15 protein-coding genes are annotated in these 14,945 nt (G+C 65.4%); 9 read left to right on the top strand and 6 right to left on the bottom strand.

Annotation, left to right across the window (positions count from 1 at the left end; all coding sequences use genetic code 11):
- Positions 1-5 precede the first annotated feature (5 nt).
- Genes DQ229_RS15245 through DQ229_RS15235 form a run of 3 tightly spaced genes read left to right on the top strand, consistent with a single transcriptional unit; the run spans position 6 to position 2,752 of the window.
- On the top strand, positions 6-866 hold the full coding sequence (locus tag DQ229_RS15245; protein ID WP_114967123.1) for a tetratricopeptide repeat protein: 861 nt from the start codon (positions 6-8) through the stop codon (positions 864-866).
- The gene (locus DQ229_RS15240) at positions 866-1,363 is read left to right on the top strand and encodes a prepilin peptidase (RefSeq protein WP_114967122.1); all 498 of its coding nucleotides are present in this window, start codon (positions 866-868) and stop codon (positions 1,361-1,363) included. Before DQ229_RS15245 ends, DQ229_RS15240 begins: the two co-directional genes overlap by 1 nt.
- 57 nt (positions 1,364-1,420) lie before the next feature.
- A complete protein-coding gene (locus DQ229_RS15235) occupies positions 1,421-2,752 on the top strand; it encodes an ATPase (RefSeq protein WP_114967121.1) in 1,332 nt (443 codons plus the stop codon).
- A 126-nt stretch (positions 2,753-2,878) separates the two neighbouring features.
- On the opposite strand, the gene DQ229_RS15230 is transcribed toward DQ229_RS15235, so the two are convergent.
- From DQ229_RS15230 to proS, 3 genes are all read right to left on the bottom strand, one after another.
- Positions 2,879-3,205, bottom strand: a complete 327-nt coding sequence (locus DQ229_RS15230; protein ID WP_114967172.1) for an arsenate reductase family protein — start codon at positions 3,203-3,205, stop codon at positions 2,879-2,881.
- Positions 3,206-3,368: 163 nt separating this feature from the next.
- A complete protein-coding gene (locus DQ229_RS15225) occupies positions 3,369-3,686 on the bottom strand; it encodes an HPF/RaiA family ribosome-associated protein (protein WP_114967171.1) in 318 nt (105 codons plus the stop codon).
- A 134-nt stretch (positions 3,687-3,820) separates the two neighbouring features.
- Positions 3,821-5,158, bottom strand: coding sequence for a proline--tRNA ligase (gene proS / locus DQ229_RS15220; protein WP_114967120.1), 1,338 nt, complete (start codon positions 5,156-5,158; stop codon positions 3,821-3,823).
- Positions 5,159-5,328: 170 nt separating this feature from the next.
- On the opposite strand from proS, the gene DQ229_RS15215 reads away from it, so the two are divergent.
- From DQ229_RS15215 to DQ229_RS15200, 4 genes are all read left to right on the top strand, one after another.
- Positions 5,329-6,417 carry an AI-2E family transporter gene (locus DQ229_RS15215; RefSeq protein WP_114967119.1) on the top strand — a complete coding sequence of 363 codons (1,089 nt, stop codon included), beginning with the start codon at positions 5,329-5,331 and terminating at the stop codon, positions 6,415-6,417.
- A 3-nt stretch (positions 6,418-6,420) separates the two neighbouring features.
- The gene (locus tag DQ229_RS15210) at positions 6,421-7,098 is read left to right on the top strand and encodes a P-loop NTPase family protein (protein ID WP_114967118.1); all 678 of its coding nucleotides are present in this window, start codon (positions 6,421-6,423) and stop codon (positions 7,096-7,098) included.
- Positions 7,099-7,168: 70 nt separating this feature from the next.
- A complete protein-coding gene (locus DQ229_RS15205; RefSeq protein ID WP_114967117.1) occupies positions 7,169-9,343 on the top strand; it encodes an RNA degradosome polyphosphate kinase in 2,175 nt (724 codons plus the stop codon).
- 51 nt (positions 9,344-9,394) lie between these two features.
- Entirely contained in the window at positions 9,395-10,966 is a 1,572-nt protein-coding gene (locus tag DQ229_RS15200; protein ID WP_114967116.1) for a Ppx/GppA family phosphatase, read from the top strand.
- Positions 10,967-11,055: 89 nt separating this feature from the next.
- On the opposite strand, the gene DQ229_RS15195 is transcribed toward DQ229_RS15200, so the two are convergent.
- On the bottom strand, positions 11,056-11,229 hold the full coding sequence (locus tag DQ229_RS15195; RefSeq protein WP_202909594.1) for a hypothetical protein: 174 nt from the start codon (positions 11,227-11,229) through the stop codon (positions 11,056-11,058).
- Between the two features lie 195 nt (positions 11,230-11,424).
- On the opposite strand from DQ229_RS15195, the gene DQ229_RS15190 reads away from it, so the two are divergent.
- On the top strand, positions 11,425-11,712 hold the full coding sequence (locus DQ229_RS15190) for a sll1863 family stress response protein (RefSeq protein WP_114967115.1): 288 nt from the start codon (positions 11,425-11,427) through the stop codon (positions 11,710-11,712).
- A 16-nt stretch (positions 11,713-11,728) separates the two neighbouring features.
- On the opposite strand, the gene DQ229_RS15185 is transcribed toward DQ229_RS15190, so the two are convergent.
- On the bottom strand, positions 11,729-12,475 hold the full coding sequence (locus DQ229_RS15185) for a sulfite exporter TauE/SafE family protein (RefSeq protein ID WP_114967114.1): 747 nt from the start codon (positions 12,473-12,475) through the stop codon (positions 11,729-11,731).
- Between the two features lie 76 nt (positions 12,476-12,551).
- The gene (locus DQ229_RS15180) at positions 12,552-13,262 is read right to left on the bottom strand and encodes a transporter substrate-binding domain-containing protein (protein ID WP_162300898.1); all 711 of its coding nucleotides are present in this window, start codon (positions 13,260-13,262) and stop codon (positions 12,552-12,554) included.
- A gap of 489 nt (positions 13,263-13,751) precedes the next feature.
- Between DQ229_RS15180 and DQ229_RS15175 the strand changes: the two genes are divergently transcribed.
- Positions 13,752-14,855 carry a type 2 periplasmic-binding domain-containing protein gene (locus tag DQ229_RS15175; protein ID WP_114967112.1) on the top strand — a complete coding sequence of 368 codons (1,104 nt, stop codon included), beginning with the start codon at positions 13,752-13,754 and terminating at the stop codon, positions 14,853-14,855.
- Positions 14,856-14,945 lie beyond the last annotated feature (90 nt).

Raw genomic sequence — 14,945 nt, 5'->3', positions numbered from 1 at the left:
ATCCCATGCGCCAACCTGTCCTATTCGGTCTGTGCCTTTGCAGCGGGCTGGCGCTTGCCGCCTGCAGCACCGGCCCGGACGAGGCCGAAGCCGCACGCGCGATCCAGAGCATCAACCTGGTCGATGAAACCAATCTCAACGAGATCATGCTTTCCGCGGCCGAGCCGGCCGAGGCGGTCTCGTATTTCCGGCGGGCCGTCGAGGACAACCCCGAGCGGATGGACCTGCGGCGCGGGCTGGCCAAATCGCTGGTGCGCGCGGGCAACGCGCGAGAGGCCGCGCAGGTGTGGCGCGAGATTGCCGCCGCGCCCGAGGCCACCAATGACGACCGCGTGGCCTATGCCGATGCGTTGATCCGCAGCAACGACTGGGAGCGCGCCGCGGCCGAGCTGAACAGCATCCCCCCGACCCACGAAACCTATGAGCGCTACCGGCTGGAGGCCATGATCGCCGACAGCAACCAGGATTGGGAGCGCGCCGACAGTTTCTATGAAACCGCCGCGGGGCTGACCACCCGCCCGGCCGGGGTGCTTAACAACTGGGGGTATTCCAAGCTCAGCCGGGGCGAGCACCGCGAGGCCGAAAGGCTGTTTGCTGAGGCGCTCAATTACAATCCCGGCCTGTTCACCGCCAAGAACAACCTGGTGATGGCGCGCGGCGCGCAGCGCAACTACACCCTGCCTGTCATCGGCATGACCCAGACCGAACGCGCGCAACTGCTGCACACGCTCGCGCTGACGGCAATCAAGCAGGGCGACGTGAACACCGGCCGCCAGTTGCTGCATGAAGCGGTCGAGACCCATCCGCAGCACTTCGACGTGGCGGTGCGCTCGCTGCGCGCGCTCGATGAAGGCCGCACGAACTGATGCTTGTGTTGCCCGCGAGTGCCGCGCTGTGGTTTTTGCCCGCAGCCCTGCCGATCGCATACTGGGTCGCCTGGAGCGACATGAAATCCATGCGCATCCCCAACCGTGCGGTGCTGGCGCTGCTGGGGGTGTATCTGCTGATCGGGCCGCTGGTGTTGCCGCTTGAAAGCTGGGCCTGGGGCTGGGCGCATTTCGCGGTGATCCTGGTGATCGGATTCGTTCTGAGCGCGGGCGGCATGATCGGCGCGGGCGATGCCAAGTTCGCCGCCGCCATGGCGCCTTTCGTGGCGCTGGGCGATGTGGCCCTGTTTCTGCCATTATTTGCCGCGATGCTGCTGGCAGCCTTCGTGACCCACCGGGCATTGCGCGCAGTGCCGCAGGTGCGCGCCCTGGCGCCGCACTGGGAATCCTGGGAGCGGCGCGAGTTTCCCATGGGGCTGGCGCTGGGGGGCGCGCTGGCGCTTTATCTGGTGCTGGCCGCAAGCCTGGGCCAATGAGCCGGGCTGCCAGGCCCGCACCCCGACCAAGACAATGACAGCGATGCGAGGCATTGCATGAACAATTTCGACACGCTCACCGACTCCAAACCGCAAGGCGGGTTCGGCCCGACCCCGCCGCGATCCCTGGCTGAAACCGGGCTGCCGCCGGTCATGCTGCGCGACATTCTGCTCAAGACGATTTTCCGAATGTCGCTCGACCAGATCAGTGACATCGCCCGGGCGATCTGCCTGCCGGTGCCGGTCACGCAGGAGATCATAGACATCGCCCGCAGCCAGCAACTGCTCGAGGCCACCGGCACGCTAGGCGCCACCTCGCGCAGCGAGATGGGCTACCGGCTGTCGGACAGCGGCAAGGCGCGCGCCCTCGATGCGCTGGCGCAATCGGAATATTACGGCGCGGTGCCGGTTCCGATGCCCCATTACGCCCGCCAGGTCGAACGCCAGTCGGTGCGCGACATCCGCATCACCCGCACGGAACTCACTGCAGCGATGGGTGATCTGATCCTGCCGCACAGCTTGCTCGACCATCTCGGGCCGGCGGTGACCTCGGGGCGGTCGATCCTGCTTTACGGGCCGCCGGGCAACGGCAAGTCCTCGATCTCGAACGGTATCCGCGATGCGCTGGGCGATCGTATCTACATCCCGCGCGCGGTCGAACATGCCGGCCAGGTAATTTCGGTCTACGACCCGATCATTCACACCAAGGCGGACACAACCGAGGACGACCCGACCTCGCTGAGGCGCAACGCCAACCGCCATGACCCGCGCTATGTGCGCTGCGACCGCCCGGCGGTGATCACCGGGGGCGAGCTGACGCTTTCGATGCTGGACCTCACCTACAACCCCACCGCGCGCACCTATCAGGCGCCCTTGCAGTTCAAGGCCACCGGCGGGGTCTTCATCGTCGATGACCTGGGCCGCCAGGAGGAAACCCCGCAGGCGCTGATCAACCGCTGGATCGTGCCGCTGGAAGAAGGCCATGACATTCTCGCGCTGCAATCGGGCGAGAAATTCACCGTGCCCTTCGACACGCTGGTGATCTTTTCCACAAACTTCCACCCCAACAGGATCTTCGACCGCGCAGCGCTGCGGCGGATCTTTTTCAAGATCAAGGTTGACGGGCCGGACCAGCAGGATTTTCTGAAGATTTTCGCGCTCGTGGCGCGCAAGAAGGGCATGGCGCTGGACGAGCGCACGCTGGTGCATCTGATGCAGGTGCGCTTTCCCGAGATCGGCAACGCCTATGCCAATTACATGCCCGGCTTCCTGATCGACCAGATGCTTTCGGTCTGCGAGTTCGAAGGCCTGCCCAGGCAGATGACGCCCGAGCTGATCGACCGCGCCTGGGACAACATGTTCGTGCGCGACGAGGATATCGAGCGCTGAGCCGCCCATGATGCTGTGTCCTGAAGCGACTGACGTCGCGCCTGTCGCTGGCGGGGGCCTCCGGCGGGGATATTTTTGCCAAGAAGAACGGGCTTCTGCGAGCTTCCGGCAGGGTTGGCGCGCGGATCAGCCCAACAGGGCGGCGCGGGTCTCGGGGCCCCAGCCAAGGTGGAGCCGATCGCCCTGGCGGATCACCGGGCGTTTCATCAATGTGGCATGTTCGGCCAGCAAAGCCGCAGGCGGCAGGGCGCGCGCGGTATCGTCGAGCGCGCGCCATGTCGCGGATTTGCGGTTGATGAGGGCGTCGCCGAAAACCGCGAGCAGCGCGGTGCGTTCGGCATCGCTGAGCGGTGCCTTGCGGATGTCGCGAAACTGCACCTCGTGGCCTGCGTCTTCCAGCGCCTTGCGCGCCTTGCGGCAGGTATCGCAGGTGGGAATACCCAGCAGTTCCATCGTGATGCCCCTTGCCCCGGAAGCGGGCGCGCGCGATTCAAGCAATTTCAGAAAAAGTTGATAGACTTTTCCGGTTCGAAATTGCGACAAAACAGAAGGTTAAATCGTTTCGGCGATTCAACGAATAGCCGAAATGCTGTCAGGCGCGCCCTGCCCCGCCTTGTCAGCGGTGCTTTTTCAGTTTTCCCAGGTCGCTGTCGAGCGCGTTGCGCATCTTGTCGATGGCGTGGGTGATCGCGCTCTTGATGTTGGAATCGTTGTGGGTCACCGCCACCGGCGCGCGGCCTTCGGGCCGGGCCTCAACCATGCAGCGCATGTGTTTGCCGCCGCCCTTGGGGCCGTTTTCATCGCCGATATGCACCTCGACACGGGTCAGATGCTCGGCGATCGCCCCCAGTTTTGACTGAACGGTCGTTTCGACAAAGCGGATGACATCTTCCCGCCCCTGGACATTGTTGTCGGTGTTGACTTGAATCTGCATGTCGAAACCCTTGCATGTGTTGCGATTTGTCGTGCCTGTCTCCTGATACCTATGGCGCGCGGGGAAGCTGCGCAAGATGACGCGCCCCTGCATTTTGCCGCAGCTCGCACGCGCGCCCCTTGCGGCCCGTCCAACTAGTGGTGGGCGTAGATCTCGCGCAGGCGTTCGACGGCGGCTTCGGGGGACATCTCGTCGCTTTCGCCGCTGCGGCGGCAGGTCAGCTCCACCTTGCCCGAGGCCAGGCCGCGCGGGCCCACGGTGATGCGCCAGGGCAGGCCGATCAGGTCCATGGTGGCGAATTTGGCGCCGGCGCGTTCCTCGCGGTCGTCATAGAGGGGCGCGAGCCCCGCGGCCTCGAGCCCGGCGACAAGCTGGTCGCACACCCCGCCGGTGGCGCTGTCGCCTTGCTTGAGGTTGACGATACCCGCGTGGAAGGGCGTGACGCCCTCGGGCCAGATGATGCCGCGGTCGTCATGGCTGGCCTCGATGATCGCGCCCACGAGGCGGCTGACGCCGATACCGTGGCTGCCCATATGCACCGGCACGCGGCTGCCGTCGGGGGTGACCACGGTGGCGCCCATTGGTTCGGAATACTTGGTACCGAAATAGAAGATCTGCCCCACCTCGATGCCGCGGCCCACCTTGCGGCGGGCTTCAGGCACCGCGGCGAAGGCGGCCTCGTCATGGGTTTCGTCGGTGCGGGCGTAGAGGCTGGTGAATTCCTCGCAGATCGCGGAAACCTCGTCGCGGTTGTCGTAATCGACCTTGCGCGCGCCCAGTTTCAGGTCGGTGACGGCGGTGTCGTAGAACACTTCGGACTCGCCGGTGGAGGCCAACACGAGGAATTCATGCGTGTTGTCGCCGCCGATAGGCCCGGAGGCCGCGCGCATCGGGATCGCGGTCAGCCCCATGCGCTCGTAGGTGCGCAGGTAGGCGACCATGTGGCGGTTATAAGCGTGCAGCGCCGCATCCTTGTCGATGTCGAAATTGTAGCCGTCCTTCATCAGGAACTCGCGCCCGCGCATCACCCCGAAACGGGGGCGGATCTCGTCACGGAATTTCCACTGGATGTGATAGAGTGTCAGCGGCAGGTCGCGGTAGCTGCCCACATGGGTGCGGAAGATGTCGGTGATCATCTCCTCGTTGGTCGGCCCATAAAGCAGGTCGCGCTTGTGGCGATCCTGGATGCGCAGCATTTCCTCGCCGTAATCGTCATAGCGGCCGCTTTCGCGCCACAGGTCGGCAGGCTGAAGCGTGGGCATCAGGAGCGGGATATGCCCGGCGCGCACCTGTTCCTGATGCACGATTTCCTCGATCCGGCGCAGCACCTTGAAGCCCAGCGGCAGCCAGGAATAGATGCCCGCGGCCTGCTGGCGGATCATGCCGGCGCGCAGCATCAGCCGGTGGCTGGCGATCTGGGCCTCGGAGGGGGTTTCCTTGAGGACGGGCAGAAAATAGCGGGAAAGGCGCATTCGGGCAAACCTCTGGGCCGGAAAGGGTTTGGCGGCAGGTGTATGCCAGCCGCATCGCCCAGACAAGAGCGCAGCGACAGCGCCATGCGCCCGCCGCATGCATCATCGGTTGCGCGCGGCGGGCGCATGGGCGAAGAGAGAACAGGCAGCATCGCGCGAGGGATACGGATATGAGCCTGCCCGTCAGGGACCAGTTGCATTACTGGGGCATCGCCGCGGCGGTGCTTCTGGGCGTGCTCTGGCTGCTGGGCGACGTGCTGCTTCCGTTTCTCGTGGGGGCAGCGGTGGCCTATTTCCTCGATCCGGTGGTGCGGCGGATGCAGCAGGCCGGGTTGCCGCGGCTGGCGGCGGTGATCGTGATTTCGCTGGCGCTGGCCTCGGTGGTCGTGTTGGCGGGGCTGCTGATCATCCCGCGGATTTTCACCCAGATCCTGCAGCTATTCGAGGCCGCGCCCGATATTTTCCAGCAGTTGCAAGCCTTTGTCGCCACCCATGTTTCGGCCAGCTTCGATGCAGACGGCGCCATGCGCGACGGGCTTGCCGCCCTGGGCGAGAATATCCGGCAGCGCGGCGATGCGCTGGTCGAGGGGGTCGTGACCTCGGCGCGCAGTGTGCTGGGGTTCTTCATCTTTCTGGTGATCGCGCCGGTCGTTGCCTTCTACCTGCTGCTTGACTGGCCGCGCCTGATCGCGCGGATCGATGCCTATCTGCCGCGCGACCATGCCCCGACGATCCGCCGCCTGGCCGGCGAGATCGATCATGCCATCGCGGGATTCGTGCGCGGGCAGTTGACCGTGTGCCTTGTCCTGGCCGTGTATTACTCTGGGGCGCTGATGCTGGCGGGCCTGCAATATGGCCTGGCGGTGGGGGTCACGGCCGGGCTGATCTCGTTCATCCCCTATATCGGGGCGATCGTGGGCGGCGTGCTGGCCATCGGGCTGGCACTGTTTCAGTTCTGGGGCGAGCCGCTGGCTATCGGCATCGTGGTGGCGGTGTTCGTGCTGGGGCAGGCCCTGGAGGGCAACATCCTGGTGCCCAAGCTGGTGGGGCGCTCGGTCGGGCTGCATCCGGTCTGGCTGCTGCTGGCGCTGTCGGCCTTCGGCACCCTTTTCGGGTTCAGTGGCATGCTGGTGGCGATCCCGCTTGCGGCGGCGCTGGGTGTGCTGGGCCGTTTCGCCGCCGAACAGTATCGCGCCAGCCGCCTTTATGACGACCGGCCAGGCCCTCCGCCCGGACCGGGTGAAAGCGGGGAAGGCTAGCCCATGTCGCGCCAGCTTGTCCTCGATCTGCCCGTGCGCCCGGCACTGGGGCGCGAGAATTTCCTCGTCGCGCCCTCGAACGCGCTTGCGGTGCGCGCGGTCGAGGATGCCGCGCAATGGCCGGGCGGAAAGCTGGCGCTGATCGGTGCTGCGGGGGCGGGCAAGACGCATCTCGCCCATGTCTGGGCGGCCGAGACCGGCGCAACAATCATCGCCGCGCGCAACCTTGCCGGGGCCGATATCGACCGGCTTGCCCGACAGGGCCATGTCGCGGTCGAGGATGCCGAGGCGCTGTGCGGCGACGCCACCGCCGAGCGGGCGCTGTTTCACCTGCACAACCACCTGCTGGGCATGGATGGGCGGCTGCTGATCACGGCCCGCACCCCGCCTGCCCGCTGGCCCATCGCCCTGCCCGACCTGGCCAGCCGGATGCAGGCCACCCAGACAGCCACGATCGAGCCGCCCGACGATACGCTGCTGGCGGCGGTGCTGGTGAAGCTGTTCGCCGACCGGCAGATCGCGGTGCAGCCCGAGCTGATTGCCTATCTGCTGCGCCGGATGGAGCGCTCACTCGCCGCCGCCGCGCGTCTGGTCGCAGCACTCGACGCGCGCGCCCTGGCCGAGCAGCGCCCCGTCTCACGAAGCCTTGCGGCGCAGGTGCTGGACAGCCCTGACCCATAGGCTGCATGATGGGCGGCCCGATGTTGAAACTGTCACGAGAATGTTGCGCCCTGCCCATAATGAACGACACATGACAAACGCCGATTTCCTCAACACCCCCATCAGCGCCCCGGCGGCCCTTCCTGATTTCGACCCTGCCGGGCCGGGGCGTTTCATCAATCGCGAACTGTCATGGCTGGCCTTCAACCGCCGGGTGCTGGACGAGGCGCGCAATCCCCGCGTGCCGCTGCTCGAGCGGCTGCGCTATCTTTCGATCTCGGCAACCAACCTCGATGAATTCTACACTGTGCGCGTGGCCGGGCTGCGCGAACTGGCGCGCAGCGGCAACACCACCCCCGCCGCCGACGGGCTGAGCCCGGCCGAGCAGCTTGTCGAGATCAACCGCGACGCCCGCACCCTGATGGCCGAGCAGCAGCAGGTCTGCACCGGGCTGCGCGCCGAGATGGAAGAAGCCGGCATCTCGATCATGACCCGCGAGGCGCTGGACGAGGGCGACCGCGCCTTTCTGCACGATCATTTCCTGAACATGGTGTTTCCGGTGCTGTCCCCGCTGGCGGTCGATCCGGCGCATCCTTTCCCTTTCATTCCCAACACCGGCTACTGCCTGGCCCTCAAGCTGGAAGAGGAAAACAGCCGCCGCGCATTGACCGCGATCCTGCCGGTGCCGGGGCAGATCGACCGCTTCATTCCGCTGCCGTCAGACGGGCGCGAGGCGCGCTTCCTGCCGCTCGAGGAGTTGCTGCTGGCCAATCTGGGCGCGCTGTTTCCCGGTTACCGGATGTTGGGGCATTGCGGCTTCAGGGTGCTGCGCGACAGCGATCTGGAACTGGAGGAAGAAGCCGAAGACCTGGTGCGCGAATTCGAGATCGCGCTCAAACGCCGCCGCCGGGGCGAGGTGGTGCGGCTGAAGATCACCGCCAACGCGCCCGACGCCCTGCGCGACATGGTGATGGAGAAGCTCGAGGTCGTGCCCGATGAAGTGATCGAGATCGACGGGCTGCTGGGGCTGGCCGATCTGCGCGAACTGGTGCTTGAGAACCGGCGCGATCTGCTCTGGCCTTCCTTCACGCCGCGGGTGCCCGAACGGGTGCAGGACCACGGCGGCGACATGTTCGCCGCGATCCGCCAGAAGGACATGCTGCTGCATCACCCTTACGAGACCTTCGACATGGTGGTGCGCTTTCTCGATCAGGCCGCCCGCGACCCCGACGTGCTGGCCATCAAGCAGACGCTTTACCGCACCTCGCGCGACAGCCCCATCGTGGCCGCACTGTGCGAGGCCGCAGAGAACGGCAAATCGGTGACCGCGCTGGTCGAGCTGAAGGCCCGCTTCGACGAGGCCGCCAATATCCGCCAGTCGCGGCGGCTGGAACGCGCCGGCGCGCATGTGGTTTATGGCTTTCTGAACTACAAGACGCATGCCAAGCTTTCGTCGGTGGTGCGCCGCGAGGGCGGGCGGCTTGTGACCTACAGCCATTACGGCACCGGCAATTACCACCCGATCACTGCACGCATCTACACCGACCTGTCGCTGTTCACGACCGACCCGGCGCTGGGGCGCGATGCCTCGCGGGTGTTCAACTATCTCTCGGGCTACGCCAAACCCGAGCGGCTGGAAAACCTGGCGATCTCGCCCATCGACCTGAAGCCGCGCCTGCTTGCGCTGATCGCGCAGGAGGCTGAACACGCCCGCGCCGGGCAGCCCGCGCAGATATGGGCCAAGCTGAATGCCATCGTCGAGCCGGATGTGATCGACGCGCTATACGACGCCAGCCGCGCAGGCGTGCAGATCGACCTGGTGGTGCGCGGGGTCTGCGGGTTGCGGCCCGGCGTTCAGGGCCTGTCCGAGAACATCCGGGTGAAATCCATTGTCGGGCGGTTTCTGGAACACTCGCGCATCGTCTGTTTCGGCAATGGCCACGGCCTGCCCTCGGAAGGCGCGCGGGTCTTCATCTCTTCGGCCGACTGGATGGGGCGCAACCTGAACCGCCGCGTCGAAACGCTGGTCGAGATCCTCAATAATACCGTGAAGGCCCAGATCGTGAGCCAGGTCATGGCTGCGAACCTGGCCGATGAGGAACAAAGCTGGGTGCTGAAACCCGACGGAAGTTTCGAGCGCACGCTGCCCGACGAAGGGCGCGAGCTGTTCAATTGCCACCGCTTCTTCATGGAGAATCCGTCGCTTTCGGGGCGGGGCAAGGCGGGCGCCGCCGATGTGCCGCAGTTGGCACACGGGAAAGATTGACCTGTGCCGGCAAACCCGTCACAGTCGCCGCGCATTCAGCAGACCCGGGACATGGACGGCGCTGTGACCGTATCGGAAGACGACGATCCTTTCGGAAAGGTTCTGTTCAACGATCCGTCGGCGCGGGCACTTTCGCGCGTGGGTGTGATCGATGTCGGCTCCAACTCGGTCAGGATGGTGGTGTTTGACGGGGCGGCGCGCTCGCCTGCGTTCTTCTTCAACGAAAAGGTGCTCTGCGGGCTTGGCCGGGGACTCTATGAAAGCGGGCGGCTGCACCCCGAGGGGCGTGTCCGTGCGTTGGCCGCGCTCAAGCGTTTTGCCCTGCTTTCACGCAGCATGGCGCTGAAAAGCGTGCACACTGTGGCCACCGCCGCCGTTCGCGAGGCCGCCGACGGCCCCGAATTCTGCGCCGAGGTCGAGGCCGCGACCGGCCTGCGCCTTCATGTCATCGACGGGCAGGAGGAGGCGCGGCTTTCCGGTCAGGGCGTGCTGCTGGGCTGGCCCGGCGCCGAGGGACTTGTCTGCGATATCGGCGGCTCTTCGATGGAGCTGGCCGGCATCAGCGCGGGCGCGGTCGAACGGCGCGCGACCTCGCCGCTGGGGCCGTTCTGGCTGCAGGGGGTTCCGGGGGGCCGGAAGGGCCTCAAGGTGCATGTCCGGGCCGAACTGGAAAAGCTGGTCGCGCAGGTGGGCAGCGATTACGAGCGCCTCTATCTGGTGGGCGGTTCGTGGCGGGCGCTGGCGCGGCTGGACATGCTGCGGCGCGATTATCCGCTGACAGTGCTGCATGAATACGAAATGACCCCGCGCGCGATCCGCCGCACCATCGACTGGCTGGAAGACCAGGATGTGAACCTGCTCAAGGCCCGCACCGGCCTGTCGCGCGGGCGTATCGCACTAGTGCCGCTGGCGGCGGTGGTGCTGCGGCAGGTGCTGTGGCGGCTCAGGCCGAAGCATATCCATATTTCCGCGTACGGGCTGCGTGAGGGGGTGCTCTATGAGCAGATGCCGCCAAGCCTGCGCGCGCGCGATCCGCTGATCGAGGCCTGCAGCCATGCCGAACAGGCCAACGCCCGGATGCCCGGCTTCGGCCGCCACCTGTTCGGGTTTCTGCGGCCGCTCTACACAAATGTCCCGTCCGCGCGGCTGCGGCTGGTAAAGGCCGCCTGCCTGCTGCACGATGTCAGCTGGCGCGCGCACCCCGATTACCGGGCCGAGGCCTGCTTCGACAACGCCACTCGCGCCAATCTGGGCGGGCTGGATCATCGGGGGCGGGTGTTTCTGGGGGTCGCGCTGATGCACCGCTACCGCAACAGCGGCGCAAGCGAGGGCCGCATGGCACGGCTGGCCGGCCTGCTTTCCGAAACCGACCGCAAACAGGCCGAGGTGCTGGGCAAGGCCATGCGCTTTGGCGCGATGTTCTCGGCCGACGGGCCGGAAACCGCAGGGCGGCTGCGCTATTACCCCAAGAAGCGCGAGCTTGAACTGGTGCTCACCCCCGGCTCGCAGGGGCTTTACGGCGAGGTTGTCGAAGCCCGGTTCAAATCGCTTGCCAAGGCCCTGGGGTGTGACATGCGGATGCGGATCGGCCGCACGCGCGCGCCCCGCCCCGCAAACGCCTGACCCCTGCCCTCACAGCGGCCAGACGATGAGGAGCAGCGGCACGCTCACCGCGACCACGAGCGCCTCGAGCGGCAGCACGCAGGCGACAGTTATCCCGCCGGGTGGGCAAAGCCCGCGAAGGCCTCGGCCGCCGGAACCAGCCCGACGATCACACAAACCATCAGCGCACCCCGCGCCACGACATCATGTCGGAACCTCCCCCACAGGAAGAAGGCCACCGTCGCAACGATGATGCCGAAAATCAGGGCCTGCTCCAGCGTCATGTGCCGACTCCTTGCATGGGTGCGGGCACCGTGCCGCAGGCCTGGGGCCGTAACAGGATTGATCCGCCGATCCTTCGCTGCAAGACCCTCGCCCTGGCGGCGCGCTGCGCAAGTCCCGGCGCAGGCACATTGCCGGAACCCTTGAGAAATCCGCCGAAATGCCTACCTCAGACAGATAGGAACAGGGAGACGGCCATGAGCGACCGCAAAGCATATGTCGACAAGCTGAAAGCGCAGATCGACGAATGGAATGCCCAGATCGAGAAGATGCAGGCCCAGGCAAAACAGGCCGAAGCCGACGCACGCATCAATTATGACAAGCAAATCAGCGAAATGAAGGCCCAGCGCGCCGAGGCCGAAAAGACGCTGCGCAAGGCCAGTGAGGCCAGCGAAGCCGCCTGGAAGGACATGCGCGACAGCTTCGAAAAGGCGTGGAACGACCTGTCGGCGGGATTCCGCAGTGCGCTCGACCGCTACCGCTGAGCACGCTGCGGCGGCGTCACTCGCCGGTCAGCCCGGCCCAGATCAACCGCGCGGCTGTCACCAGCAGTATGCCGTTGAGCGCCAGCATGAAACGATGATCGGTCAGACGGTTGAGCACCTGGCGCCCCGCCAGCGTGCCCAGCAGCCCGAACAGGATCATCCCGATAATCAGCCCCGCCCAGGGCGCGAAGGCAAAGCCAAGCACCGCAAACATCACCGATTTCAACCCGTGCTGGACGGTCATCAACGCCGCATGGGTCGAGACCAGCCCGTGCCGGCTGAGGCCGAGCGACTTGGTGAACACCGCGACGAACACGCCTGTTGCACCGAAGAACATCGTCAGAAAGCTCGATATCGTGCCGGTCAGCCCGGCGTTGGTGGCCATCCAGCGCGGCGGGCGCGCCAGCACCGACCATATGATGAAGCACCCGATCCCGACCTGAACCATCCAGGGCGGGAAGTTCACCGCCAGCACCCCCCCCAACGCCACGCCGATCAGCGACCCGACCGTGAAGGCGGGCAGCGAGGCCCAGACCACATGGCGCAGCATGGTGCCCGCCCGCCCCAGATTGGAGCCGAGCTGCACCACGCCATGCACCGGGATCAGCGCCGCAGGCGGCAGAAGGATCGCCATCAGGGCCAGTAGCACCGCCCCACCGCCAAGCCCGAAAGCGGCGGTGATGAACGAGGCGAAGAAACTGACCCCGAGCAGCAGCCCGACGATCGACAGCGCCAGTTCCGGTGGCATCAGCAACTCGATCATCGGCGGCCCACGGAGCGCACTTCCAGCGAGGCCCGCAAAGCCACGGCGCCGGCTTCCAGGCGGTTGAAGGGCTGCCTCATGCAGGCACCTTCAGGCCGGTCTGGCCCGAGGCATCGAGCGCCTCACGCACGAATCCGTCAGCGCGGGCCCGGTCGAGAAACGCCTCGACGAATGGCAGCGCGGCGGCATGGCGCAACGGCAGAGCCATCGCCTGGTGAACCTCCATCACTGCCTCGGGCAGGATCTCGATGTCGGGGTAGGGTGTGAAATGGCGCTCAAGCGATTGCCGCACCCCGGCGACGGCATCGGCCGCCCCTTGGAGGAATTTCTCGAAAGACGCGGTCGGGTTGGGTTCCCGCTTGAGTTCTGCGTGTTTCAGGCTGCGCGTCAACGCAAGATCATAGGCTGCGCCCGTCGCCACCAGGATACGGTTTCCCGGCTGGTCGAGTTGCTCGACGCTGGTGATCGGCCCGCCACGGCGCACGGCGACAGCACCCTCGATCACCACATAGGCGCGCGTGTATGTCACGGCGTGACGCCGCGCGTCATCAATGGCAAGAAAGCCCAGATCCCATCCATCGGCGGCTTTCACTGTGGCCCCGGCGCCGGGATAGCGCTGTATTTCGGCTTTGACGCCCAGCTCCTGGACGAAGCGCCGCGCCAGGGCCGGGGCGACACCATGCAGCGCCTCGCCTTCCTGCTGCACCAGCGCCCGGTTTCCGGTGTTCATCGCAATGCGCATCACGCCTTGCGGTGCCAGGATCTGCCGAACCGCACCAATATCCATAAACTGCCCCCATTTCTGTTGCTGCCGGCCGCACCGAATCGTTTGACACTCCGGCTTTTCCGAATCAGAGGCCATTACAAGGCCTTCGGCACCCGGCCGGGGGTCAGGGCCGCTGCCCGACGTTCTGTATGCGGCGGTATGCAGATAGTGTCAAGAAAGCCCGCGAATCCAGCGCGATGCCAGGTTTCCCTGGCGGTATCACCTGCGAAGGCCCTGATCGGACGGCGCCATGCACCGCCAAGCGCAAGGATTCCCCATTGCGATACATGAACTTAGCCAATTGATGAATAATTCTCACCAATAAACGCGGGGTTCGCGCTTGATGAAATTATACATCTCGTGTCAATTGAAACCGGTTGGTTCGGCAGTGAATGCCGTTTCGCGGGTAATTCATTTTGCCTGATGAAACGCTAACGGCCACACTTGCCGCGACATGAACCAGAGTGCATCTTCGCAAAGGTGCAAAACGATCATTTAGGGAGGACCACAATGATCTCCACGAAATCGCGCACACGCGCTTTTCTCGGCGCTGTTGCCGCCACTGCAATGGCCGCCGCGATGCCCACGGCTTCGGCTGCGGATGTCTCCTTTGCCGGTCAGACGGTCGACTTCACCATTCCGTTCTCGGAAACCGGCGGCTCGGCCCGCTGGGCGCAGTTCTACGCCCCGCTTCTGAGCGAGCACCTGCCCGGCAACCCGACCGTGGTCGTGCGCTACCGCCCCGGCGGCGGCTCGACCACCGGCGCCAACTGGTTCCAGGACAACCAGCAACTGAACGACGGGACGCAGATCTTCGGCACCTCGGGTTCGACCCAGTTCCCCTATCTGCTGGGCGATCCGCGCGTTCGCTATGAATACCAGGACTGGATCCCGCTGCTGGGTTCGGGCGTGGGCGGCGTCGCCTATCTTTCCGGCGACCTGGCCGACAAGTGGGACGGCACGGGCGACAACCTGCAAGACGAGTTCTTCATGTACGGCTCGCAGGGTGCAACCTCGCTCGACCTCGTGGCGCTGCTTGCGTTCAAACTTATCGGCCTCGATGTGGAGCCGATCTTCGGCGTGGAAGGCCGCGGCGATGGCCGCCTGATGTTCGAGCGCGGTGAAACCAACCTCGACTATCAAACCACCCCGGCCTACATCAGCAACGTGCAGCCGATGGTGGACCAAGGCCTCGCGGTTCCGCTGTTCGCTTGGGGCTCGCTGGACGACGACGGCAATATCGTTCGTGACCCGACCTTCCCGGACATCCCGAGCTTTGCCGAAGTCTGCGAAGCAAACAGTGTCTGTGATACCGACAGCCTTGGCTTCGAGGCATGGCAGGCGTTCTTCACCGCCGGCTTCCCGGCGCAGAAGCTGATCTACCTGCCGGGCACCGCCTCGGACGAAGTCGTCGAAGCCTACCGCGAGGGTCTGCGTGACCTGATGGCCCGCGACGATTTCACCGAGATCTCCGAAGCGGCGCTGGGTATCTACCCGCAGCTGATCGACAACGGTGCGCGCAACGCCCACCGGCTTGCGACCACCATCAGCCCCGAAGCCAAGCAGTATGTGCTGGACTGGCTTGAGGAAGACTATCAGATCACGCTCGACTGATCTGACGCACATGGCCTCTGCCGGCAATCCCGCCGGCAGAGGTCTTTTCGTATCCTTGCAACCGACAAAACCCACAGAAGCGGACATCTA

The sequence above is a fragment of the Alkalilacustris brevis genome (genome assembly GCF_003350345.1).
GTDB classification, from domain to species: domain Bacteria; phylum Pseudomonadota; class Alphaproteobacteria; order Rhodobacterales; family Rhodobacteraceae; genus Alkalilacustris; species Alkalilacustris brevis.
This window is presented reverse-complemented; position numbering and strand designations above follow the sequence as displayed.